This window comes from Stappia sp. 28M-7 (assembly GCF_014252955.1).
GTDB lineage: Bacteria > Pseudomonadota > Alphaproteobacteria > Rhizobiales > Stappiaceae > Stappia.
This window is the reverse complement of record NZ_JACMIA010000001.1, coordinates 4,358,352-4,380,208: the sequence shown is the minus strand read 5'-3', so window position 1 is coordinate 4,380,208 and position 21,857 is coordinate 4,358,352. Positions and strand designations below refer to the sequence as shown.

Annotated in this window: 21 protein-coding genes; 12 read left to right on the top strand and 9 right to left on the bottom strand. The window is 68.0% G+C overall.

Annotated features, from left to right (window positions below; all coding sequences use genetic code 11):
- Positions 1-91: 91 nt before the first annotated feature.
- From H7H34_RS19655 to H7H34_RS19640, 4 genes are all read right to left on the bottom strand, one after another.
- Positions 92-877: a Bax inhibitor-1/YccA family protein gene (locus tag H7H34_RS19655; RefSeq protein WP_185926180.1), complete on the bottom strand. Its 786-nt coding sequence runs from the start codon at positions 875-877 to the stop codon at positions 92-94.
- 238 nt (positions 878-1,115) lie between these two features.
- Positions 1,116-1,871 carry a hypothetical protein gene (locus H7H34_RS19650; RefSeq protein WP_120270155.1) on the bottom strand — a complete coding sequence of 252 codons (756 nt, stop codon included), beginning with the start codon at positions 1,869-1,871 and terminating at the stop codon, positions 1,116-1,118.
- A 162-nt stretch (positions 1,872-2,033) separates the two neighbouring features.
- Positions 2,034-4,616 carry an ABC transporter permease gene (locus H7H34_RS19645; protein WP_185926179.1) on the bottom strand — a complete coding sequence of 861 codons (2,583 nt, stop codon included), beginning with the start codon at positions 4,614-4,616 and terminating at the stop codon, positions 2,034-2,036.
- 2 nt (positions 4,617-4,618) lie between these two features.
- Positions 4,619-5,332 carry an ABC transporter ATP-binding protein gene (locus tag H7H34_RS19640; protein ID WP_185926178.1) on the bottom strand — a complete coding sequence of 238 codons (714 nt, stop codon included), beginning with the start codon at positions 5,330-5,332 and terminating at the stop codon, positions 4,619-4,621.
- 101 nt (positions 5,333-5,433) lie between these two features.
- Between H7H34_RS19640 and H7H34_RS19635 the strand changes: the two genes are divergently transcribed.
- From H7H34_RS19635 to ppa, 4 genes are all read left to right on the top strand, one after another.
- Positions 5,434-6,069 (top strand): arylesterase, encoded by a 636-nt coding sequence (locus H7H34_RS19635; protein ID WP_185926177.1) that lies wholly within the window; start codon positions 5,434-5,436, stop codon positions 6,067-6,069.
- Positions 6,070-6,211: 142 nt separating this feature from the next.
- Positions 6,212-7,264, top strand: a complete 1,053-nt coding sequence (locus tag H7H34_RS19630) for an aldo/keto reductase (protein WP_185926176.1) — start codon at positions 6,212-6,214, stop codon at positions 7,262-7,264.
- 176 nt (positions 7,265-7,440) lie between these two features.
- Positions 7,441-8,034, top strand: a complete 594-nt coding sequence (gene thpR, locus H7H34_RS19625) for an RNA 2',3'-cyclic phosphodiesterase (protein ID WP_120270160.1) — start codon at positions 7,441-7,443, stop codon at positions 8,032-8,034.
- 129 nt (positions 8,035-8,163) lie between these two features.
- Positions 8,164-8,700 (top strand): inorganic diphosphatase, encoded by a 537-nt coding sequence (gene ppa, locus H7H34_RS19620; RefSeq protein ID WP_120270161.1) that lies wholly within the window; start codon positions 8,164-8,166, stop codon positions 8,698-8,700.
- An 83-nt stretch (positions 8,701-8,783) separates the two neighbouring features.
- Here ppa and H7H34_RS19615 read toward each other — a convergent pair whose 3' ends face one another.
- Positions 8,784-9,566, bottom strand: a complete 783-nt coding sequence (locus tag H7H34_RS19615; protein WP_185926175.1) for an alpha/beta fold hydrolase — start codon at positions 9,564-9,566, stop codon at positions 8,784-8,786.
- A gap of 166 nt (positions 9,567-9,732) precedes the next feature.
- Here H7H34_RS19615 and H7H34_RS19610 point away from each other — a divergent pair, with 166 nt between their 5' ends.
- Complete coding sequence (locus H7H34_RS19610) at positions 9,733-10,662, top strand: sugar kinase (protein WP_185926174.1); 930 nt, start codon at positions 9,733-9,735, stop codon at positions 10,660-10,662.
- A 69-nt stretch (positions 10,663-10,731) separates the two neighbouring features.
- Positions 10,732-11,355: a L,D-transpeptidase gene (locus H7H34_RS19605; RefSeq protein WP_185926173.1), complete on the top strand. Its 624-nt coding sequence runs from the start codon at positions 10,732-10,734 to the stop codon at positions 11,353-11,355.
- Positions 11,356-11,434: 79 nt separating this feature from the next.
- On the opposite strand, the gene H7H34_RS23785 is transcribed toward H7H34_RS19605, so the two are convergent.
- Positions 11,435-12,616 carry an adenylate/guanylate cyclase domain-containing protein gene (locus H7H34_RS23785; RefSeq protein WP_185926172.1) on the bottom strand — a complete coding sequence of 394 codons (1,182 nt, stop codon included), beginning with the start codon at positions 12,614-12,616 and terminating at the stop codon, positions 11,435-11,437.
- A 93-nt stretch (positions 12,617-12,709) separates the two neighbouring features.
- Positions 12,710-15,487: a preprotein translocase subunit SecA gene (secA, locus tag H7H34_RS19595; RefSeq protein ID WP_120270165.1), complete on the bottom strand. Its 2,778-nt coding sequence runs from the start codon at positions 15,485-15,487 to the stop codon at positions 12,710-12,712.
- A gap of 299 nt (positions 15,488-15,786) precedes the next feature.
- On the opposite strand from secA, the gene H7H34_RS19590 reads away from it, so the two are divergent.
- On the top strand, positions 15,787-16,662 hold the full coding sequence (locus H7H34_RS19590; protein WP_185926171.1) for a peptidylprolyl isomerase: 876 nt from the start codon (positions 15,787-15,789) through the stop codon (positions 16,660-16,662).
- 13 nt (positions 16,663-16,675) lie between these two features.
- Here the strand turns inward: H7H34_RS19590 and H7H34_RS19585 are convergent, their stop codons facing one another.
- Complete coding sequence (locus H7H34_RS19585) at positions 16,676-17,341, bottom strand: TetR/AcrR family transcriptional regulator (protein WP_245165137.1); 666 nt, start codon at positions 17,339-17,341, stop codon at positions 16,676-16,678.
- A gap of 277 nt (positions 17,342-17,618) precedes the next feature.
- Here H7H34_RS19585 and H7H34_RS19580 point away from each other — a divergent pair, with 277 nt between their 5' ends.
- From H7H34_RS19580 to H7H34_RS19560, 5 genes are all read left to right on the top strand, one after another.
- Positions 17,619-17,927: a putative antibiotic biosynthesis monooxygenase gene (locus H7H34_RS19580; RefSeq protein WP_245165135.1), complete on the top strand. Its 309-nt coding sequence runs from the start codon at positions 17,619-17,621 to the stop codon at positions 17,925-17,927.
- A 73-nt stretch (positions 17,928-18,000) separates the two neighbouring features.
- Positions 18,001-19,233: a bifunctional glutamate N-acetyltransferase/amino-acid acetyltransferase ArgJ gene (gene argJ, locus H7H34_RS19575; protein ID WP_185926170.1), complete on the top strand. Its 1,233-nt coding sequence runs from the start codon at positions 18,001-18,003 to the stop codon at positions 19,231-19,233.
- A gap of 14 nt (positions 19,234-19,247) precedes the next feature.
- Positions 19,248-20,108 carry a GNAT family N-acetyltransferase gene (locus H7H34_RS19570; protein ID WP_185926169.1) on the top strand — a complete coding sequence of 287 codons (861 nt, stop codon included), beginning with the start codon at positions 19,248-19,250 and terminating at the stop codon, positions 20,106-20,108.
- The gene (gene mutT / locus H7H34_RS19565; protein ID WP_120270169.1) at positions 20,105-20,503 is read left to right on the top strand and encodes an 8-oxo-dGTP diphosphatase MutT; all 399 of its coding nucleotides are present in this window, start codon (positions 20,105-20,107) and stop codon (positions 20,501-20,503) included. The genes H7H34_RS19570 and mutT overlap by 4 nt, the downstream gene beginning before the upstream one ends.
- A 55-nt stretch (positions 20,504-20,558) precedes the next feature.
- A complete protein-coding gene (locus H7H34_RS19560; RefSeq protein ID WP_245165134.1) occupies positions 20,559-20,774 on the top strand; it encodes a Flp family type IVb pilin in 216 nt (71 codons plus the stop codon).
- A gap of 73 nt (positions 20,775-20,847) precedes the next feature.
- On the opposite strand, the gene H7H34_RS19555 is transcribed toward H7H34_RS19560, so the two are convergent.
- The gene (locus H7H34_RS19555) at positions 20,848-21,774 is read right to left on the bottom strand and encodes a methyltransferase domain-containing protein (RefSeq protein ID WP_185926168.1); all 927 of its coding nucleotides are present in this window, start codon (positions 21,772-21,774) and stop codon (positions 20,848-20,850) included.
- Between the last annotated feature and the right edge of the window lie 83 nt (positions 21,775-21,857).

The window sequence follows — 21,857 nt, the reverse complement described above, 5'->3', positions numbered from 1 at the left end:
CGGTCGGGGGGCGCTGCCAAAGGGACAAACGAAAAGGGCGCGGCTTTCGCCGCGCCCTCGTCGAACTGTCCGAAGCGTGTTCGGCTCGCGATTACTCGCGGTTGCCGAACAGCTGCAGCAGCATGAGGAAGAGGTTGATGAAGTCGAGGTACAGGCGCAGGGCACCCATGATCGACTTCTTGCGTGCAATCTCGGAGCCGTCGCCCGAATGGTACATTTCCTTGATCTGCTGGGTGTCGTAGGCGGTCAGGCCCGCGAAGACCAGCACGCCGATCACCGAGATGGCGAACTGCAGCGCCGAAGAGGCAAGGAAGAGGTTGACCAGCGAGGCGATGATGATGCCGATCAGGCCCATGAACAGGAACGAACCCCAGCCCGACAGGTCCTTCTTGGTGGTGTAGCCGTACAGGCTCAGCGCACCGAAGGAAGCCGCGGTGATGAAGAACACCCGTGCGATCGACCCGCCCGTATAGACGAGGAAGATCGAGGACAGCGACACGCCCATCAGCGCCGCATAGACCCAGAAGGTGGTCTGGGCGGTGGAGGCGCTCATCGACTGGATGCGGAAGCTGAGGAAGAACACCATGGCGAGCGGGGCGAGCATCACCACCCACTTCAGCGGGCTGCCGTAGAGCGTGACGCCGAGCTGGGTCAGCAGGGTGCCGTTGCCGAGCGTGGCGGCCGCCTGGGCGGGATCCTGCGTCGTGGCGAAATAGGCAGTGGCCAGAGCCAGCACACCGGTGATGCCGAGGCCGAGGGCCATGTAGTTGTAGACGCCCAGCATGTAGGCGCGCAGGCCCTCATCATAGACGCCGGCCTGTGCGTTTGCGCCGGCCGCAGCGTACCTCATGTTGGAATTGCGGTCGAAGGTCGACATCGAAATCCTCTCTATCCCTTGAATGCGGTTGCCCTTTTTGGGCGGTCTCCCGGCCGCGCCGAGAGCCTTCGTGCCCCTTGCGCAACCCCGTGCCAGTCCTGCAAACGCCGCGTTTCGCGCCGCTTGCACGCACGTCCCCCTGAATATGGGCACAAGCCGGGCAGCCCACAAGGTGCAATCCGCCCGGCCAACATTACCGTTCTGTCATTTTCCGGCGGGGGTTAACGGTCGAAACCGCCTATTTCATCGCCTTCAGGCGCGACTGGATCTGCCGATCGCAGGTGCCGCCCGGCCAGCGTACGACCTCCTCGCGGGCGAAGTCGAGGATCTCCTTCTTCGGATCGCCCATGGTGGCGGTGTCGACGCCGGGCTTGAACCACTGGAGCACCGCATAGTCGCCGCCTGCATCGGTGAGGAAGGCGATGGGCTGGCCGTTCTCGACGATGCCGAGGCGGCCGACGCGCACCGGAGCGACCTCGACGGTGCGGGACTTGCCGTCGATGGTCAGCTTGGTCTTGGAAAGCCGAAGCCGCTTGAAGCTGGAGGCGGACGTGCCCGACCAGGTGCCGAACAGGCGCTCGCCCTTGTTCTCGACCGACAGGCAGGAGTTCTTGTAGTTGGGGATCGACAGGCGCTTGGCCGGATGCTCCACCGGCTCGGCGCCCTTGACGAAGGTGGTGTACTTCATCTCGTGCTCGCCGGTCCGATAGACGCGGATCTGCACCGGCGCATAGGTGCTCTCGCCGATATTGCGGACGAGGAAGTCGAACTGGTTCTGGTCGTTGGTGCCGGCGCGGCGGTAGAGCCAGCGCTTGGGCAGTCCGTCCTCGAAGACCAGCCAGTCGCTGACCACGAGGCCGGTCGGCCCGGTCGGCTCGTTGACCTGCCACACGCCGGTGTGGAAGGGCGACTCGGCCTGGGCGGCAGTGCCGGTGAGAGCGATGGCGGCAGAGAGAAAGGCGGCGCGCACGGCGCGCAGGCGGGTCTTCGTCATGTTCTTGTCCCCCGGGGATCTCATGTCATCCATGCCCGCAAGACGCAGGCCGGATCCCGGCGAGACTATCGCGATATGCGTGTATTGGAACCCTTTTGCCGCGCGCCTGGGGAGAACGGGTGGGCGGCGGGTGCGCTCCCCCGCCCGTTCCCCGACGTCCGATCAAAGGTTGCGCAGCACCGGTGCGGGCTTGCGTCCCAGCACCTGCCAGGTGCCGATCAGGCCGAATCCGACCGTCAGCACGAGTGCGGCAAGGGCCGCGCCGAAGGCGGTCACGGGCAGGAAGGTGAAGGTCGCGTCCATGATCTCGACCAGCACGAAGGAGGCGGCAAGCGCTCCGGCGATCACCGCGAAGGCGGCGGTGACGAGACCGAGGATCGCATATTCCATCGAGAAGCTGGCGATCAGCCGGCCGCGGGTGGCGCCCAGGGTCTTGAGGATCACCGCATCATAGACCCGGTGCCGGTGGCCGGCGGCGAGCGCGCCGCCCAGCACCAGGACCGAGGCGACCAGCGTGATGGAGGCGGCCGCGCGGATCGCCCAGGCGAGCTGCTCCACCAGGTTGTTGACCTGCTGGATGGCGTCCTTGACCCGCACCGCAGTCACGGTCGGAAATTCCTGGGAGAGGGTCTTGAGCAGCGCCAGCCCACGGGCCTCGTCGCCGCCATCGGCATAGGCGAGGGTCCGCAGATGGGTGTGCGGGGCGCCGGCGAAGGTGTTGGGCGAGAACACCATGACGAAGTTGATCGCCAGCGACTCCCACTCCACCCTTCGGAAATTGGCGATCTCGGCGGTGAGTTCGCGGCCGAGCACGTTGACGGTGATCGTGTCGCCGATCTTCAGGCCGAGATCGGCGCCGGCATCGGCCTCGAAGGAGACGAGCGGCGTGCCGCTGTGATCGGGAGCCCACCAGCTGCCCTGGGTCAGCTCGGCATTGGCCGGCTTCTCGGCGGCATAGGTGATGCCGCGATCGCCGCGCAGGACCCAGCCGCCGCCTTCCGGGGCGACGATCTGGTCGCTCGGCACGCCGTTGACCGCCGCGATGCGGCCACGCAGCATCGGCGCGCCGTCGATGGTACCGCCCGGCGCCTCGCGGGCGAGCAGGGCGTCGAAGGCCTCGCGCTCCGACTGCTGCACGTCGAGGAAGAAGAAGCTCGGCGCGTTCTGGGTGATGGTGGTGCCGAGCTCGCGCCGCAGGTTGCCGTCGATCAGCGCCAGCGCGACCAGCAGCGACAGGCCGAGGCCGAGCGAGAGCACGACCGACGGGGTCAGTGCGCCGGGGCGGTGGATGTTGGCCAGCGCCAGGCGCAGCTCCGCGCCGCGCGGATGCGGCATGCGGCGGGCCGCGGCCATGATGCCGCGCGCGATCAGCATCAAGAGCACGAAGACGACCGCCGTCGCGCCGACATAGGTGAGCGAGATGCGCAGGTCGCCGGCCAGCACAATGGCAAGGCCTGCGAGCAGCAGGACGGCGGCGGCGGTGGCGACGATGTAGCGCTTGCGCGGCCAGGTGCGCGTGGCGGAGGCATCGTCGCGGAACAACAGGCTCGGCGGCACGTCATGGGCGCGGCCCAGCGGCCAGAGCGCAAAGGCAAGCGCGGTCAGCCCGCCATAGAGCACGCCGAGGCCGAGTTCGGCCGGGTAGATCGAGGTGACCGCCTTGACCGGCAGCACGGCGGTGATGAAGCCGGTGGCGACAAAGGGGATCAGTGCGCCGAGGACAAGACCGGCGGCAATGCCGAGTGCGGCAAGGCAAAGGATCTGGATGAGATAGACGCGGAAGACGAAGTCGCCGTCGGCGCCGACACAGCGGAAGGTGGCGATCACCGGGCGCTTGGCGTCGAGATAGGAACGCACCGCATTGGCGACGCCGACGCCGCCGACCACCAGTGCGGTCAGGCCGACAAGGGTGAGGAACTGGGCCAGGCGGTCGATGTTGCGCTGCAAACCGGGCGCGGCATTGGCACGCGACTGCACCCGCCAGCCGGCGAGCGGGAAGCGCTGGTTGGCCTCCTTGGCCAGGGTCTCGATGGCGGCGGTGGAGGTGCCCTCGGGAAGGCGGATGCGATAGAGCCAGCGAACCAGGCTGCCGGGCTGCACGAGGCCGGTCTGCTCCAGCGCGGCATCGGAGACGATCATCCGGGGGCCGAAATTGATGCCGTCGCTGAGACGGTCCGGCTCGGCAGCGATGGTGTCGGCGATGCGCAGGCTGGCGCGGCCGAGAACCAGCGTGTCGCCCTTTTCCAGCCCGAGGCGCACCAGCAGCTCCGGTTCCACCACGGCGCCGTAAAGCCCGTCCTGTTGGGCTAGGGCCGCATCCAGCGCCTCGCCGCCTGAAAGCTGCATCTCGCCATAAAGCGGGTAGGCGTTGTCGACGGCCTTGAGCTCGACGAGGGTCTGCTCGCCGCTGTCCGGGACGCGCGCCATGGCGCGCAAGGTGGCAATGCGCGAGAGGTCGCCGAGGCTGTCGAGCCAGGCGAGTTCCTGCTCGTCTGCGGTGCGGTGGATCAGGCGCACCGACATGTCGCCGCCGAGAATCGAGGTGCCTTCGGCGGCGATGCCCTCGACAAGGGCGCGCGAAACCGAGGCAACGCCGGCAATCGCGGCAACGCCAAGCGCGATGCAGGCGATAAAGACGTAGAACCCCTTCAGCCCGCCGCGCATCTCGCGAAGGGCGAAGCGGAAGGCAAGGCCGAGGGGCGGGCGGGCGCGGCGCTGCGAGGGGGCGGGCAGGACACCGTGCATGCTCACGCCTCCCCGGCGAAGACGGGTTCCAGCGTCTCGATCCGGCCGGAGCGCACGCGGATCGTTTCGTCGCAGCGGCGGGCGAGCGCCGCATCATGGGTGACCATGACCAGCGTCATGCCGCGATCGCGGGTGGCGGAAAACATCAGGTCGACGATCTGGGCGCCGGTGGTCTCGTCGAGATTGCCGGTCGGCTCGTCGGCCAGAAGCAGCGGCGGGCGGGTGACGAGGGCGCGGGCTATGGCAACGCGCTGTTGCTCGCCGCCGGACATCTGCGAGGGGTAGTGGGAGGTGCGCTCGGCAAGGCCGACGGCGGCCAGTTCCTCGCGCGCGGCCTCGAAGGCGCGCGGCACGCCGGCCAGCTCCAGCGGCACGGCGACATTTTCCAGTGCCGTCATGTTGGGGATGAGATGGAAGGACTGGAAGACGATGCCGACCGAGCCGCCGCGAAAGCGGGCGAGCTGGTCTTCCGACATGCCCGTCAGCTCCGATCCGCCGACGGTGACCGAGCCCTTGTCGGCGCGCTCCAGTCCGGCCATCACCATGAGAAGGGTCGACTTGCCGGAGCCGGACGGCCCGATGATGCCGACCCGGCGGCCGGCGGCGATGTCGAGGTCCACACCCTTGAGGATGTGCACGCGGCCGGCATCGTGGCCAAGGCTGAGATGGACGCCGGACAGGGAAACGATGGGGGGCGGGACTGTTCCGTCGGTCATGCTCTGCCTATATGAACGGGTCGAATGCGCAGCATGCCGCGCTGCACGCCTTCCTCGCGATATGGGAGGTTACGCAGGGAGCGTCCAGAGGATCAGCCGACATGATACGTTTCGTTACAGTTTTTATCGCCCTCGCCGGCATTTTTGCGGCACTGCCCGCAAGGGCCGAGCCGCTGCGCATCCTGGCGCTGGGAGACAGCCTGACCGCAGGCTATCAGCTGCCTGCCGAGGCGGCGTTCCCGGTACAGCTGGAGGCGGCGCTGAAGGCGCGCGGTCATGACGTGATCGTGATCAATGCCGGCGTTTCCGGCGACACCACGGCGGCCGGCCTTGCCCGGCTCGACTGGTCGCTGGGCGAGGGAGCGGACGCGGTGATCGTCGAACTCGGCGCCAATGATGCGCTGCGCGGGCTGCCGACGGCCTCGGCCAGGGCGAACCTCGACAAGATCGTCGCAAGCCTGTCCGAGCGCGGCATTCCGGTGCTGCTTGCCGGTATCGCCGCGCCCCGCAACATGGGCGAGGAGTATGTCGCCGAGTTCGAGCGCATGTACGCGGAGATCGCGGCCGAGCATGACGCGATCCTTTATCCGAACTTCCTCGAAGGGATCCCGATCTCGCCCGAGACGGTGCTGCCCGACGGCATCCATCCGACGCAAAAGGGCGTGGCGATCATCGTCGAGCGCATCCTGCCCCAGGTCGAAAAGCTGATCGAGCGGGCCGGCGCGGCGCGCGGCTGAGGCGGGCTCCCGCCCCCGCCGGAGCCCTGTGCGGCTGCCCGACCCGCGCCTGGCCGCAGGCGGTTGACGTCGCGCGTGCGAGCGGTCAAGGTCCCGCCACCCTCCTTAATTTCGACAGTTATCGCAGCAGAAAGATCCGCCCATGCAAAAGCGCCGTCTTGGACGCACGGACATTCATGTCTCCAGCCTGTCGCTCGGCACGATGACGTTCGGCGAGCAGAACACCGAAGCCGAGGGCCATGCCCAGCTCGACTTCTCGCTCGACCGGGGCATCAACCTCTTCGACGCCGCCGAGCTCTATCCGATCCCGCCCAAGGCCGAGACCCAGGGGCGCACCGAGGAAATCATCGGCACCTGGCTGAAGGCGCGCGGCAACCGCGACAAGGTGGTGATCGCCACCAAGGTGGTGGGCCGCACCGAGAACACCTGGTTCCGCAACGACGGCAGCGAGGGCCGGCTGACGCGCGCCCAGATCGAGGAAGCCGTCGACAAGAGCCTGAAGCGGCTGCAGACCGACTATATCGACCTCTACCAGATCCACTGGCCGGACCGGAACGTCTCCGGCTTCGGCTCCAACCCGACGATCTGGAAGGAGCCCAAGGCCTGCGACGACGAGACGTCGATCGAGGTGACGCTGGAGGCGATGGACCGGCTGGCGAAGGTCGGCAAGATCCGCCAGCTCGGCCTGTCGAACGAAAGCCCCTGGGGCACGATGCGCTTTCTCGAGCTGGCCGAGCGCAACGGCTGGCCGCGAGTCGTGTCGATCCAGAACGCCTACAATCTCGTCAACCGCACCTTCGAGGGCGGCCTTGCCGAGATCACGCACCGGGAACAGGTGGGCCTGCTTGCCTATTCGGCGCTGGGCCAGGGCTACCTGACCGGCAAGTACCGCAATGGCGCGCTGCCGGCCGGTGCCCGCAAGACCCTGTTCGACCGGCTGCAGCGCTACGAGAAGCCGGGCGCGGAGCCAGCGATCAACGCCTATCTCGACCTTGCCGAGGAACTCGGCGTGTCGCCCTCGCAGCTGGCCATCGCCTTCGTGCTGTCGCGCGGCTTCACCACCTCGGTGATCCTCGGCGCGACCTCGCTGGCGCAGCTGGAGCACGATATGGGCGCGCTCGATCTGGAAATCACCGAGGAGATCGAGGGGCGGATCAACACGCTCTTCCAGCACCACGGCAGCCCCTGCCCGTAAGGGCCGGGCGAATCACGACAGGTCGCCCGCGCCGCCACGGTGCGGGCCGACCACCTCGGCAAAAATGCCGGCATGAGGCGGAATGCGCTGGCAAATCAGCGCGTTCCGTTTTTGCTTGCGGTGCAGCGAAAAACCCGTCCTGATGAAGTCCTTCGGCGACAGCGGAGGGTTTGACCATGCCTCGACTGTTCACCGGGCTTGAGATTCCGGCCCAGACCGGCCTCATGCTCTCCCTGATACGCGGCGGCCTGCGCGGCGTCCGCTGGATCGATCCCGAGAATTATCACATCACCTTGCGCTTCATCGGCGACATCGACGACCGCATGGCCGACGAGGTGGCGGACGCGCTCGACCGCATCCGCCGCGATCCGGTGGAGATCCGGCTGACGGGGCTCGGCGCCTTCGCCAACGGCAAGCCGCATGCGGTCTTCGCAAGGGTGGAGCCGACGCCGGAGCTGATGGAGCTTCAGGCGGAGCAGGAGCGCATCCTGCAGCGGCTGCGGCTGCCGGCGGAGCGACGCAAATACGTGCCGCATGTGACGCTGGCGCGCTGCCGCACCTGCAGCAACCAGGACGTGGCGCGCTGGCTCGCCGAGCACGGCGATTTCTACTCCCAGAGCTTCACGGTCAGACGCTTTGCACTGTTCTCCTCCCGCGCCAGCGTCGGGGGCGGCCCCTACCTGGTCGAGGAGGCCTATCCGCTCGACCGGCAGGGCGGCGGCTACGGCCTTCCGGAAGGGGCGGCGCATTTCGTCGACCACTCCCGCTGAGGAACACGGGGCGCAGCAGCACGGGGCCAGGCGGCGCTTGGCCTTAAGTTGCAGTGCAACAAGTTCCGGCTTGCCTTTGGACACGGCGCTTGCGATACAGCCGCCAACATCCAAAGAGGAGCCCCATCCATGCGTATCGACGCCGTTCCGATCGGAAAGAACCCGCCCGAAGACATCAATGTCATCATCGAGGTCTCGGTGGGCGGCGAGCCGATCAAGTACGAAATGGACAAGGAAGCCGGCGCCATGTACGTCGACCGCTTCCTCTACACGCCGATGCGCTATCCGGGCAATTACGGCTTCGTGCCGCATACGCTGTGCGGCGACGGCGACCCGGTCGACGTGATCGTGGCCAACCAGCGCCCGATCGTGCCGGGCGCGATCATGAACTGCCGTCCGATCGGCGTGCTGTTCATGGAAGACGAGGCGGGGCAGGACGAGAAGATTATCGCGGTTCCGTCCAACAAGCTGACACGCCGCTACGAGAACATCGTCCATTACGAGGACCTGCCGGACATCACCATCCAGCAGATCAAGCACTTCTTCGAGCACTACAAGGACCTGGAGCCGGGCAAGTGGGTGAAGATCACCGGCTTCGGCGGTCCGGACGAGGCCAAGCGCATCATCGAGGAATCGATCGAGCGCGCCAAGGCCGCGAAGGCCTGAGCATCGCTTCGGCTTGAAAATTCAAGGCCGCGTCCGGAAAGGACGCGGCCTTTTGCGTTTTTAGCCTCAGGCGTTTGCGGGTGTCAGGCGCTGTCGCCGGTCTGGGCGCGGATGGCGCGCGCGACCTGCTGCGGGATCTCCAGATGCGGCATGTGGCCGACGCCGTCGAACACCTGGACGGCGATGTCGCCGGGCAGCCCGCGGGCATGGCTGGCCGGCAGGACGCGGTCCTGGGCGCCCCAGATCAGCCGAACCGGGGGGCCGAGCGCCGCGATCTCGGCAATCGGCAGGGTCTTCTGATCCTTGCCGTCGAGCAGGGTCTCGACGATCTCGATCAAGGTCTCGCAGACGCCGGGACGGGCGCGCGTTTCCACCGCCTGCCGCACGACGAGGCGCGGCAGGTCGAAGCCGAGGCCGAAGAACTGCTCCAGCAGGAGCTCCAGTTCGACCGGTGAACTGGCCGCCGCATAGCGGCGCAGCAGGGTCGAGTTGATCTCGCGTCCGAAGCCGCCGGGACTGAGCAGCGTCAGGCTTGCCACCCGCTCCGGCGCCTTCAGCGCGACAAGGGCGGCCGCCGCCCCGCCCATGGAATGGCCGACCAGATGGACACGGGTGAGCCCCAGCGCCTCCAGCGAGCCGAGCACGGCGCGCGAGGCGACGACGGCGCCGCCGATCTTCGGCCAGCCGAGCGCGCGGCCGTGGCCGGGCAGGTCGAAGGCCAGCGTGCGGCGGCTGCGCGACAGCTCGCCCTGGAGCGTTGCGAAACCGCGCGCGTCGCTGCCGAACCCGTGCAGCAGCACCACCGGCTCCGGACTGTCCGGGCCGCTGGCGGTGACGGGCAGGATCGAGGGCGGCAATTCGGACATGGGCGTTGCTCCGCTGGATGGTCTTTCGCCTCTTTTCGCATGCACAGCCTGAGGATGCGAGAGGGGAGGTGCGCGCGGCGGGACCTTCGCAGGCACCGCGCACTTGACAGACGAGGGGTCGCATCGCATGGACTTAAATCGATTGAAATGACGGGAGCGCACCAGAGTGAGCGAGCTTCTTTGCCTCGGCGAGCCGATGATCGAGTTCAACCAGACGGCGCCGGGGGGGCCTTATGTACAAGGGTTCGGCGGCGACACGTCGAATGCGGCAATTGCCGCGGCCCGGCAGGGGGCGCGCGTCGGCTATGTCAGCGCGACGGGGCGCGACGTGTTCGGCGACCTGTTCGACGGGCTGTGGCAGGGCGAGGGCGTCGACACCACCGGCGTGCTGCGGATGGCGCAGGCACCGACGGGCATCTACTTCGTCACGCACGGGCCGACCGGGCACATGTTCTCCTATCGCCGGGCCGGTTCGGCGGCGAGCCTGATGCGCCCGGAGGACCTGCCGCTCGAGCTGCTGCGCAAGGCCAGGATCCTGCACATCTCGGCGATCAGCCAGGCGATCTCGGCAAGCGCCTGCGACACGGTGTTCGCGGCCATCGAGGAAGTGAAGGCGGCCGGCGGGCTGATCTCCTACGACACCAACCTGCGGCTGGCGCTTTGGCCGCTGGCGCGGGCACGGGCGGTGGTCGAGGCGACGGCGGCGATGGCCGACATCCTGCTGCCCGGTCTCGACGATGCGCGCAAGCTGACCGGGCTGGAGAGCCCGCAGGAGATCGCCGACCACTACCGGGCGAAGGGCGCGGCACGGGTGGCGCTGACGCTCGGCGACAAGGGCGTGCTCTATGCAGGGCCGGAAGGGACCGAGACGATCGCCCCGCACCCGGTCGAGGCGGTGGACGCGACCGGTGCGGGCGATGCCTTCGACGGGGCGTTCCTTGCCGAATTCCTGGCCGGCGGCGACGGGCTGGCGGCGGCACGCCACGCCAATGCGGCGGCGGCGCTCGCGGTGTGCGGGTTCGGCGCTGTTGCCCCCCTGCCACATCGCGCCGATGTCCTTGCCCTGCTTGCCAATGAGCAGAAGCGCGGCGCCTGAGGGGCGTGTAAATTCTCCTCCGGGTTCGAATCAGCCGGCGGCGCGGTCCTGCCGGCATGGGGAGGCGACATGCGGATCTTTGCTGGACGGGTTTTCGCGGGACTGGCCGGGCTGGTTCTGGCGGCTGTAGTGGCGGGCGGCACCGCTGCCAAGGCGCAGACGGAGCGCTACTACGATCCGGTGAGCCGGAGCTGGCAGACCTACCGGATCACCCCGGAGGCCGCCGGCAAGATCGTGCGCGAGAAGTACAAGCGCACCGAGGTGCGCTATCGCACCGACAAGAAGCCGGGCTCGGTGATCGTCGATACGAGCGACCGCTATCTCTACTACGTGCTGCCGGGCGGCAAGGCCGTGCGGTACGGCATCGGCGTCGGGCGCGAGGGTTTTTCCTGGTCGGGCACCGAGAAGGTGACGCGCAAGGCCAAGTGGCCGGGCTGGACGCCGCCGCCGGAAATGATCGTTCGCGAGCGCAAGAACGGCCGCAAGCTGCCGGCCTTCATGCCCGGCGGCCCGAAGAACCCGATGGGTGCCCGCGCGCTCTATCTCGGGGCGACCGAGTACCGCATCCACGGCACCAATGAGGACTGGTCGATCGGCCGGGCCGTCTCGTCGGGCTGCATCCGCATGCTCAACGAGGATGTCGAGGATCTCTACGAGCGGGTGTCCGTTGGAGCGCAGGTCACGGTGATGTAAGGCGGGTTCGCCGCCAAAGCCGACCTTGCGACAGGTCTTTGATGGGGCGCCGCGACCGTAAGGTCCGGCGCCCTTTCTCTTATGCGGGGGCGTGCAGCTCCACTTCCTCGCCGAAGCCGGCAAGCCGAAAGCTGCCGAGCGGGGTAAAGGCGCCGGGCGCGCGGGCGGCGATATCGGCGGTGACCAGAAGAGGCCGCCCGAGCGTCTTCGTCATCGCCTCGATGCGCGCGGCAGCGTTCACCGTGCGGCCGATGACCGAGAAGGTCAGCCGTTCGGGAATGCCGATATTGCCGAACATCACGTCGCCGGAGGAAAGGGCGATGCCGCACAGGAGCGGGTGTTCGGTGGCGGCCTGCGCCTGCTCCAGCCGCGCCAGGACCGCATCGGCAGCCTGGAGAGCACGGGTCGCGGCGGCGTCGAACCCGCCCGCCTCGATGGGAAAGACCGCGAGCACCGCGTCGCCGATGAAGTCCAGCACCTCGCCGCCATGCGCCATCACCGTGCGGGCCGTTGCGTCAAAATAGGCGTTGAGATGCGTCATGTAGACGTCCGGCGCCAGCCGGTCGGCAAGGGCGGTGGAGCCGCGCAGGTCGGAATAGAAGATCACCGCGTCGAGGCGTTCGCCGTCGCCGTGGCGGATCAGCCCGGACAGAACCCGGGATCCGGCGCGCGCGCCGAGATAGGTCTCGGCCAGGGTGCGGGCGATCCGCGACTGGATGGTTGCCCGGCAGGCCAGCGCCAGACGGATCTGCAGGTAGTCGAGCCCCTCCGCCGCCTCGTCGGAAAAGCCGCCTTCCGCGCGCGTTGCCCAGGTGACGATCATGCCGGAGGGACCGAAGTCCTTCGAGGTCGGCAGCTCGAACGGGGTGGACAGCACCAGATAGTCGGTGAAGCCCTCCGCCTTCAGCGTCGCCAGGATGGGGAAGTCGCCGGCGGCGTTGGCGCCGGCCAGATTGCGGCGCAGGCGCGTTTCGCGCCCTTCCAGAACCGCGCGGATGGGACTGCGCAGCCAGTCGTCGGTTTCTTCCGCGTCGTGGCGATATTGCGCGAGCTGCGCTTCCAGGCCGGTCCGCCACAGAACCGATTCGGCCTCGACGAGCGGATGCAGGGTCGCCCAGGTGAGCATGGCCCGCTCGACCGGGATGCCGGCGGCGACGAGACGTTCGCAGAAACCGGAGAACATCTCGCCGATGTCCGGCTGGCCGAGCGCCTCGCGGATCAGCCAGTCCTCGATTGCCTCAAGCGTCGAATTGGTTCTCACGCCTCACCTCCAGGACCTGCCTTGGATAAAAAAACGGCGGGCCGAGCAGCCCGCCGTTCCTAGCGTTCCGATCCGGATCCTTGCCAGAGTTCCTCAGGCAAGGGCCCCGTGGCAATGCTTGTATTTCTTGCCCGAGCCGCAGGGGCAGACCTCGTTGCGGCCGACCTTGCCCCAGGTCGAGGGATTCTGCGGGTCGCGCGGCGTGCCGGGGGCGGTGGCCTGGTAGGCCTCGTCGAACTCGTTCTCCCCGGTCAGCGGATCGCGGTGCTCGGCATGCATCGGCGGCAGGTCGCCGTCGCCCGGCAGGCTGGGCGGCTGCTCCTGCACCAGTTCCACGCGCATCAGCTGCGCGGTGGTCGCCTGGCGCAGGTTGACCAGCATGCTCTCGAACAGGGTGAAGGCCTCGGTCTTGTACTCCTGCAGCGGATCGCGCTGGGCGTAGCCGCGGAAGCCGACCACCGAGCGCAGGTGGTCGAGATTGGCCAGGTGCTCGCGCCACAGGTGGTCGAGCGTCTGCAGCAGCACCGCCTTTTCGACCTGGCGCATGATGTCCGGCGAGTACTGGCCGACCTTGCGCGCCATGGCCTCGTCGGCGGCCTTCTTCAGGCGCTCGGTCACCTCCTCCTCGGCGATGCCCTCTTCCTTGGCCCAGTCGGCGACCGGCAGGTCGAGGTTGAGCAGGCGGCGCACCTCGGCCTGCAGGCCCTCGGTGTCCCACTGCTCGGCATAGGCCTTTTCCGGAATGTGCTTGGCGACGAGATCCTCGATCACGTCGTGGCGCATGTCGATCACCGCCTCGGCAACCGCCTCGCCGTCCATCAGCTCGATGCGCTGGTCGAACACGACCTTGCGCTGGTCGTTCATGACGTCGTCGAACTTCAGCAGGTTCTTGCGGATGTCGAAGTTGCGCGCCTCGACCTTCTGCTGCGCCTTGGCCAGTGCCCGGTTGATCCAGGGATGGACGATGGCCTCGCCCTCCTTGAGGCCGAGCTTCTGCATCATGCCGTCCATGCGGTCGGACCCGAAGATGCGCATCAGGTCGTCCTGCAGCGACAGGAAGAACTTGGAATGGCCGGGGTCGCCCTGGCGGCCGGAACGGCCGCGCAGCTGGTTGTCGATGCGCCGGCTCTCATGGCGCTCCGTGCCGATGACGTAGAGACCGCCGGCGGCGAGCGCCTGCTGCTTGCGCTCCTCGACCTGAGCGCGGATCGCCGCCTCGCGGGCTTCGCGCTCCGGGCCGGCCGGCATGTCGGCGAGCTCGTCCTCGATGCGCATGTCGGCATTGCCGCCGAGCTGGATGTCGGTGCCGCGGCCGGCCATGTTGGTGGCGATGGTGACGGCGCCCGGCAGGCCGGCCTGGGCGATGATCGATGCTTCCTGCTCGTGGTAACGGGCGTTCAGCACCGTGAAGATGCGCTCGGCGTTGCCGGTGCCCGCGAACAGCGGCTCGAAGGCGGCCGGCGAGGAGACGTCGGCCTGCTTGTAGCCGGCGGCCTTGAGGCGGGCGGCGAGCAACTCGGACTTCTCGATGGAGGTGGTGCCGACCAGCACCGGCTGGGCGCGCTTGCGGCAGTCCTCGATCAGCTCGATGATCGCGTTGTATTTCTCGTCGACGGTCCGGTAGACCTCGTCGTCGTCGTCGATGCGCTTCACGCCGACATTGGTCGGGATATCGACGACCTCGAGGCCGTAGATGTTGGCGAACTCCTCGGCCTCGGTCTGGGCGGTGCCGGTCATGCCGGCAAGCTTGGTGTAGAGGCGGAAGTAGTTCTGGAAGGTGATCGAGGCCAGCGTCTGGTTCTCGGGCTGGATCTGCACCTTCTCCTTGGCCTCGAGCGCCTGGTGCAGGCCTTCCGAATAGCGGCGGCCCGGCATCATGCGGCCCGTGAACTCGTCGATGATGACGACTTCGCGGTTGCGGACGATGTAGTCCTTGTCGCGCTGGAACAGCTTGTGCGCCTTCAGCGCCTGCTGCAGGTGGTGGACCACCGAGACGTTTTCCACGTCGTAGAGGCTGTCGCCCTTCAGGAGATCCAGCTCGCGCAGGAGGCCTTCCAGCTTCTCGTTGCCGGACTCGGTGAAGGTCGCCGAGCGCTGCTTCTCGTCGAGCTCGTAATCATCCGAAGTCAGGTGCGGGATCAGCGCGTCGACCGTGTTGTAGAACTCGCTGCGATCCTCCAGCGGACCGGAAATGATGAGCGGCGTGCGCGCCTCGTCGATCAGGATCGAGTCCACCTCGTCGACGATCGCGAAGTTGTGGCCGCGCTGGACCATCGACCCGCGCTCGTACTTCATGTTGTCGCGCAGGTAGTCGAAGCCGAATTCGTTGTTGGTGCCGTAGGTCACGTCGGCGGCGTAGGCGGCCTTGCGCTCCTCGTCGGTCAGACCGTGGATGATGACGCCGACGGACAGGCCGAGGAAGCGGTAGACGCGGCCCATCCATTCCGCGTCGCGGCTGGCCAGATAGTCGTTGACGGTGACGACGTGCACGCCCTTGCCGGTCAGCGCGTTGAGATAGACCGGCAGGGTCGCGACCAGGGTCTTGCCCTCGCCGGTGCGCATTTCGGAGATCTGGCCGGCATTGAGGACCATGCCGCCGATCAGCTGCACATCGTAGTGGCGCTGGCCGAGAACGCGGCGGGCCGCCTCGCGGACCGTGGCGAAGGCCGGCTCCAGCAGGCTGTCGAGCTTGGTCCCTTCGGCGAGTTGGCGGCGGAACATTTCCGTGCGCGCACGCAGGTCGTCGTCGCTGAGGGCCCGGAGTTCGTCCTCCAGCGCATTGATTGCCGTGACGCGGTTCCGCAGCTGCTTGACCAGGCGGTCGTTTGCGGAACCGAAGAGCTTCTTGGCGAGTGCGCCGAGGCCGACCATGTGGCGGTCCTTATCGTTTGGTCAGGCCGCGCCGGGGCATCCTGTCCTGGCAGCAACCCGGAGATCGGATTGACGGTACGGACATGCGCAGGCCTCACAACCGCCGCATTGCGGCGAGACGAACGCACGCTCGACTGGGAGCGTCCAGCCCTTCCAAGGGGGACGCTCGACAGATAAGAGGGGGTCCGGAGGTTGTCAACGTCGCGCAAACCGTCTGTCGGCGGGCGCACGGGCGACCGGCGAGAGGCGGACTGCCGTAGAGGCGCCCGCCAGAACACGAGATAACAGGGAAACAGAGCATGACACGCTTTTTTGCCGCAACGGCGCGCCGCACCGCGCTTGCCGCGCTCCTGGCCGGCGGCCTGGCCACTTCCGGCGCGCTGGCGCAGGAGCCGGGCGACGTGGTCGCCAAGGTCGGCGACACCGAAGTGACGGAGGCGGACATCGCCTTTGCCTCGCAGGATTTCGCGGATCAGCTCTCCCAGGTGCCGCCGACCCAGTGGCGCAAGATCCTGACCGATGTGGTCGTCGACATGAATGTCCTGGCCAATGCCGCGCGCGAAGCAGGCATTCAGGACGAGGAGGCGTTCAAGCGCCAGGTCGAGTTCCTGACCATGCGCGCGCTGCGCAACGCCTATCTCGCCCGCGAGATCGAGGGCAAGATCACCGACGAGGCGGTGCAGGAAGCCTATGACAAGGAATTCGCCAATTTCGAGGGCGAGGACGAGCGCAAGGCCCGCCACATCCTGGTGAAGACCAAGGAAGAGGCCGAGGCGGTGATCGCCGAGCTCGACGGCGGCGCCGATTTCGCGGACGTGGCGAAGGCCAAGTCGACCGGTCCGTCCGGCCCCAATGGCGGCGACCTCGGCTATTTCACCCGCGGCCGCATGGTCAAGGAATTCGAGGACGCGGCCTTCGCGCTTGAGGTCGGCGCCTATACCAAGGAGCCGGTGGAGACCCAGTTCGGCTGGCACGTGATCAAGGTCGAGGAGGCCCGCAAGCAGCCGGCGCCGGCGCTGGCCGATGTGCGCGACCAGCTGCGCCAGCAGCTGCTGCGCGCCCGCTATGCCGAGGTGCTGGCAGACCTGAAGGCCAAGACCACCATCGAGGTGATGGCCGAGGAAGCCCCGGCCGAAGCCGGCGAGGCTCCGGCCGAGGCGCCGAAGGCCGAGTAAGCCGGATCTGGCGTCAGGCCGGCCTTGCCGGTGCCGCGCGCCAACCTTCCACGAACAGGCAGACGGCCGCCCTCAGGGCGGCCGTTTCCATATCCAGCCGCCCGGTCAGCAGTCGGCACCAGGCGAAGCTGACCACCAGCTCGATGGCGAGGCGCGGGTCGACATGGGCGCCGATCTCGCCGCGCTGGCGGGCGCGCTCGATCATCTGCGCGGAATGGGCGAAGCGCTCTTCCATATAGGCGCCGAGCGCCTCGGCGGCGCTTTCCTCGCTCTGGGCCTCGGCGATGACCGAGCGGAAGACCGGACCCGTCGGCGTATCGCGCCAGTGACGGAAGAGCGAGTCGAGAAAGGCGGTCAGGTCTTCCACCAGATCGCCCGTGTCGGGCGCGACGACACCGTGCTTCTGGCGGTGATAGACGTCGAGCAGCAGGGCCGCCTTGCTCGGCCACCAGCGATAGATCGTCGGCTTGCCGGCCCGCGCCCGGCGGGCGACCGCCTCGATGGAAAAGCGCGCATAGCCCTCTTCCGCGAGAATGTCGGCGGCGGCCTGGCGGATCGCATCGGCGCTCGCCGGATTGCGCCGTGCTCCGGTCGAGGGGCGGGCAGGGGGCGATGCGTCGCCGGCGCGGGTCCCGGCGGCGCCCTTCGCCTCGTCGTCCGTCATGTCGTGATCCCCCATCCGGTTTCCTCAAGCGTCCCGTCATTCGCCCGCCGTCCTGGCGGCGCCTCGAAAAGGCGCGCTGGTCATGCGGCTCTCTTGTTGATTTGAGCCTTAGCACAGGGCTTGACTAAACGAAACGGCCCGTTTAGATAATGCGAAACGAAACGGGTCGTTTCGTATATTCTAGCCGATCGCGGGGGGGCTGCCCGCCTGCCCCGGCGACGGAGCTGCCTTCTCCGGACCGTTCCGGCCGGGCGGCTCATTGCGAGGGCCCGCGAACCAGGAGACCTGCCCGATGTCCACACCGCTTGCTTCCGCCCTTTCTCCCCAGTCGCCTGCTGCGGGCGCGTCAGACGCTGCGGCCATCGCGCCGCGCATCCTGTCGCGCCCCCGCTTTGCTGTGCTGGTCTTTGCCGGCGTCTATCCGCTGGTGACGGCGCTGCTCTATCTGGTCGCGCCGCTGACCCGCGGCTGGACGTTCTGGCAGCAGACGCTGGTGATCGTTCCGGTCGTGGTCGTGACCATGGTCTGGGGGCTCATCCCCTTCCTGCACCGGCGCTTTTCCGCCTTCCTCCACCCGGTTCGCAAGCCGTCGGCAGGATAGGGCTTGCGCGAGCGGTAGCGATGGGGCAAGGCTCGCGACAGTCTTTCCGGCCCGCTTTTCATGGGAGTGACCGATGTCCACGGCCGTCTCGCCGCTCGCCCCGAAATCCTATCCGGCGCTGCCCGCTGTCGCCGGCGTGCGCTTCGCAACGGCGCAGGCCGGGATCAAGTACAAGGGCCGCACCGACGTCCTGATGGTGCTGCTCGACGAGGGCGCGGATGTCGCCGGCGTGTTCACCAAGTCGCGCTGCCCGTCGGCCGCGGTCGACTGGTGCCGCGACAATCTCGCCGGCGGCCGCGCCCGCGCGCTCCTGGTCAATTCCGGCAATGCCAACGCGTTCACCGGACGCAAGGGCCGCGAAGCGACGGAGCTTTCGGCCCGCTATGTGGCAGAAGCCGCCGGCTGCGCCATGGGCGAGGTGTTCCTCGCCTCCACCGGCGTGATCGGCGAGCCGCTGCCGGCGGAGAAGTTCGCCGGCGTCGTCGACGCGCTGGTCAGCGATGCGGAAGCCGGCGACTGGCAGGGCGCGGCGCGCGCCATCATGACGACGGACACGTTCCCCAAGGCTGCCTCGCGCAGCGTCGATCTCGGCGGCCAGACCGTCACGCTCAACGGCATCGCCAAGGGCGCGGGCATGATCGCCCCCGACATGGCGACGATGCTCTCCTTCCTCTTCACCGATGCGCCGATTGCCGCGCCCGTCCTGCAGGAGCTCCTGTCGGAGCAGGTCGGGGGCACCTTCAACGCCATCACCATCGACGGCGACACCTCCACCTCCGACACCGTGCTGCTGTTCGCGACCGGAAAGGCCGGCGGCGAGCGGGTCGAGCGGGCGGACGATCCCCGGCTTGCCGGTTTCCGCCAGGCGCTCGGCGAGCTGATGCGCGAACTCGCGCACTGGATCGTCAAGGACGGCGAGGGCGCACGCAAGTTCGTCTCCGTCACCGTGACGGGGGCGGAAAGCGACGCCTCGGCCAAGCGCATCGGTTTTTCCATCGCCAATTCGCCGCTGGTGAAGACCGCAATCGCCGGCGAGGACGCCAACTGGGGCCGCATCGTCATGGCGGTGGGCAAGGCCGGCGAGCCGGCCGACCGCGACCGGCTGGCGATCTGGTTCGGCGATGTGCGCGTGGCCGTCGACGGCGAGCGCGACCCGGGCTACTCGGAAGACGCTGCCTCCGCCGCCATGCGCGAGGAGGAGATCGCGATCCGCGTCGATCTGGGTCTGGGCGAGGGCGAGGCCACGGTCTGGACCTGCGATCTCACCAAGGAATATGTCGCGATCAACGGCGACTACCGGTCCTGAGGCGGACGCCTGGCATGCCGGGTGACGCCCCTTCGCTGGACCTTGCAAGGCTCAAGGCGCTCGAGGAAGCCAATCTCAACGGCTTCCCGAGCGAGCGCAGCGTTGTCGACGGGGCCTGGGTGGCACGGCTTTCTCCCGGCAATCCGGCCCGGCGGGTGAACTCGCTCAACGTGATGGACCCGCTCGACGGGAGGGAGGCGCGGCACCGGCTTGCCGAAATGCAGGTGCTCTATGCCCGCAACGGCGTGCCGTTCCATCTGCGCCATACGCCCCTGACGCCACTGGCACTTGCGGAGATCGCCGACAGCGAGGGCTGGACGCGCGCGGGCGATGCGGATGTTTGGGTGCGCGATCAGGACGCTTTACCGGCCGGCATCGATGCGGGGGAGGGAGCCGACGGCATCCGGCCCGTCGATCTCGATGCCTTCATCACCGCCTTCGGCACGATCGGCGGCACGCGGGCGGAGGCGGCGACGGGCGCCGCCCTGCAACGGCTGTCCGATGCACTGGGCCGGGTCGCGGTCGCGCGGCTGACCTTCCTTGCCGAGGACGAGACCGGGGCACCGCTCGGCGTGGTGCTGGCGGTTGCCGAGCGCGGCATGCTCGGCATCTACGATCTGGCGGTGCGGCCGGAAGCCCGCCGCCAGGGGCTTGGCGCCCGGCTCGTTGCCCGCTGCCTTGCCGAGGGCGCGGCGCGCGGCTGCCGGCTGTCCTGGCTCCAGGTGACGGCGGAAAACGAGCCGGCGCGAGCGCTCTATCGGCGGATGGGCTTTCGTCACGGCTACGGCTATCACTACCGCGTGCCGCAGGAAGCGTCCGGCATGGTGAGCAAAACCTTGCGGCAGCGTCCCGAAACGGAACGGGGAAACGGATGAAACTTTTGCTTGTCGCGGCCTGCGCGCTGCTCGATGCCGACAACCGCGTTCTGATCGCCCAGCGACCCGAGGGCAAGGCGATGGCCGGCTTGTGGGAATTTCCCGGCGGCAAGGTCGAGCCGGGCGAGCGTCCGGAGGAAGCGCTCATCCGCGAATTGGCGGAAGAGCTCGGTATCACGGTTAAGAAAGAGTGCCTCGCACCTCTCACATTCGCCAGTTTCGCTTATGAGGAATTTCACCTGCTGATGCCACTTTTCGTATGCCGACGATGGTCGGGCACGGTGGCGGGCCGGGAAGGTCAGGCGATCAAGTGGGTGAGAGCGGTGAGGCTTCGGGACTATCCGATGCCGCCGGCGGACGAACCCCTGATCCCGCATCTGATCGATCTGGCCTGACAAGCGGAAGATCCGCAGCCGCCACCGTTGACGCAGTCAGCACGGGACGCGGCAGATGCACGGACAGTTCGACAAGTTGCGCGATCGTAGCGACCAGTTCGCCGACCTCGCGGGCACCATGCGCCGCGACGAGGCGGGCGCCACCGCAATCGAATACGGCCTCATCATGGGGCTCGTCTCCTTTGCGATCATCGGAGCGCTGCTGAGCATCCAGGGGGTGCTGGGAGACGATGTGTTCGCGGTGGTCGCCTCCGCCATCTCCAACATCTGATCAGGGCCGCCGGTCGCCGCGATGCGGCCGCGCAAGCCCCGCCCGCGTTTCGACGAACGAAAGACCCGCGCCGTCAATCCGGCTGCGGGTCGTTGTTTTTGCGCTCCGCGTCGATGACCGACAGGGCGTCGGCAAGGCTCGTCCTGGCCGATCCCGGCTTCAGCGGCTTTTGCTGGCTCTCGTGCGGCGCCCATCCCGACAAGGAGACGAGATCGAACGTGGCACGGATCCGCCCGTCCGGGTCGGCGTGGCGCTCGGCATAGATTTCTGCGGCGCGCGCGAGAGTGGCACGCGACAGCGGCGCGCGGCTGCGGTCGGCAAGAATGTTGGCCGCGCCCATCGCCCTCAGGTCGCGCATGAGGGCGAACATGTCGGCGTAGCGCACCGTCAGGCGGTCGACATCGGCAACCGGCAGGGCAAAGCCCGCACGCTGCAGCAGCGCGCCGAGCGCGCGCGTATCGGCGAAGGGAACGACATGGGGCGTCGCCCCTCCCAGCGTTTCCAGCTCTGCCAGCATGAAAGCGTCCTTCAGCTCGAACAGCGTGTCGCCGCCGAGCAGGTTGGCAAGGAACAGGCCGTCCGGGCGCAGGGTCCGTCGGATCTGGATCAGCGCGCCGGGCAGGTCGTTGACGAGATGCAGCGACAGGGCCGAGGCGACGAGATCGAGCGAGGCATCGGCAAAGGGCGGGAAGGCGTCGTCGGCGACGAGCGCAGCACCCGGCACCGAGCGGTCCTCGACCAGAAGATCGGCGCGCAGCACGGCGCCGACCCGGCCCGAAGCGGCAAGGGCCGCCGAGACATGGCCGCGATGGCCGCCGAGATCGACGGCAAGCGGAAAGTCGCGGCTGACCGCGGCCAGCCGTTCGCCGAGGTCCGTCGCAGCATTGGCCAGCAGGAAATCCGCATCGCCCGAGGTGGCGGCAAGGCGCTCCAGCGCGCGGGCGCGGCGGCGGGCGAACAGGCGCCGGTCGAAGATCTCAGGTCGCTGGCTGTGTGACACGGCTGTTCAAGTCCTGTGCGGGTGGCCCGGCCGCCACGTCGGCAGCGTGCCACTGGTAGCGCCGGGAAGGGCGAGGGATCAAG

Excerpts from the sequence above, each read along its gene's own strand:
- H7H34_RS19655 (WP_185926180.1), bottom strand. The coding sequence starts at position 877 with ATGTCGACCTTCGACCGCAATTCCAACATGAGGTACGCTGCGGCCGGC.
- H7H34_RS19650 (WP_120270155.1), bottom strand. The coding sequence starts at position 1,871 with ATGACGAAGACCCGCCTGCGCGCCGTGCGCGCCGCCTTTCTCTCTGCC.
- H7H34_RS19645 (WP_185926179.1), bottom strand. The coding sequence starts at position 4,616 with ATGCACGGTGTCCTGCCCGCCCCCTCGCAGCGCCGCGCCCGCCCGCCC.
- H7H34_RS19640 (WP_185926178.1), bottom strand. The coding sequence starts at position 5,332 with ATGACCGACGGAACAGTCCCGCCCCCCATCGTTTCCCTGTCCGGCGTC.
- H7H34_RS19635 (WP_185926177.1), top strand. The coding sequence starts at position 5,434 with ATGATACGTTTCGTTACAGTTTTTATCGCCCTCGCCGGCATTTTTGCG.
- H7H34_RS19630 (WP_185926176.1), top strand. The coding sequence starts at position 6,212 with ATGCAAAAGCGCCGTCTTGGACGCACGGACATTCATGTCTCCAGCCTG.
- thpR (WP_120270160.1), top strand. The coding sequence starts at position 7,441 with ATGCCTCGACTGTTCACCGGGCTTGAGATTCCGGCCCAGACCGGCCTC.
- ppa (WP_120270161.1), top strand. The coding sequence starts at position 8,164 with ATGCGTATCGACGCCGTTCCGATCGGAAAGAACCCGCCCGAAGACATC.
- H7H34_RS19615 (WP_185926175.1), bottom strand. The coding sequence starts at position 9,566 with ATGTCCGAATTGCCGCCCTCGATCCTGCCCGTCACCGCCAGCGGCCCG.
- H7H34_RS19605 (WP_185926173.1), top strand. The coding sequence starts at position 10,732 with ATGCGGATCTTTGCTGGACGGGTTTTCGCGGGACTGGCCGGGCTGGTT.
- secA (WP_120270165.1), bottom strand. The coding sequence starts at position 15,487 with ATGGTCGGCCTCGGCGCACTCGCCAAGAAGCTCTTCGGTTCCGCAAAC.
- H7H34_RS19590 (WP_185926171.1), top strand. The coding sequence starts at position 15,787 with ATGACACGCTTTTTTGCCGCAACGGCGCGCCGCACCGCGCTTGCCGCG.
- H7H34_RS19585 (WP_245165137.1), bottom strand. The coding sequence starts at position 17,341 with ATGGGGGATCACGACATGACGGACGACGAGGCGAAGGGCGCCGCCGGG.
- H7H34_RS19580 (WP_245165135.1), top strand. The coding sequence starts at position 17,619 with ATGTCCACACCGCTTGCTTCCGCCCTTTCTCCCCAGTCGCCTGCTGCG.
- argJ (WP_185926170.1), top strand. The coding sequence starts at position 18,001 with ATGTCCACGGCCGTCTCGCCGCTCGCCCCGAAATCCTATCCGGCGCTG.
- H7H34_RS19570 (WP_185926169.1), top strand. The coding sequence starts at position 19,248 with ATGCCGGGTGACGCCCCTTCGCTGGACCTTGCAAGGCTCAAGGCGCTC.
- mutT (WP_120270169.1), top strand. The coding sequence starts at position 20,105 with ATGAAACTTTTGCTTGTCGCGGCCTGCGCGCTGCTCGATGCCGACAAC.
- H7H34_RS19560 (WP_245165134.1), top strand. The coding sequence starts at position 20,559 with ATGCACGGACAGTTCGACAAGTTGCGCGATCGTAGCGACCAGTTCGCC.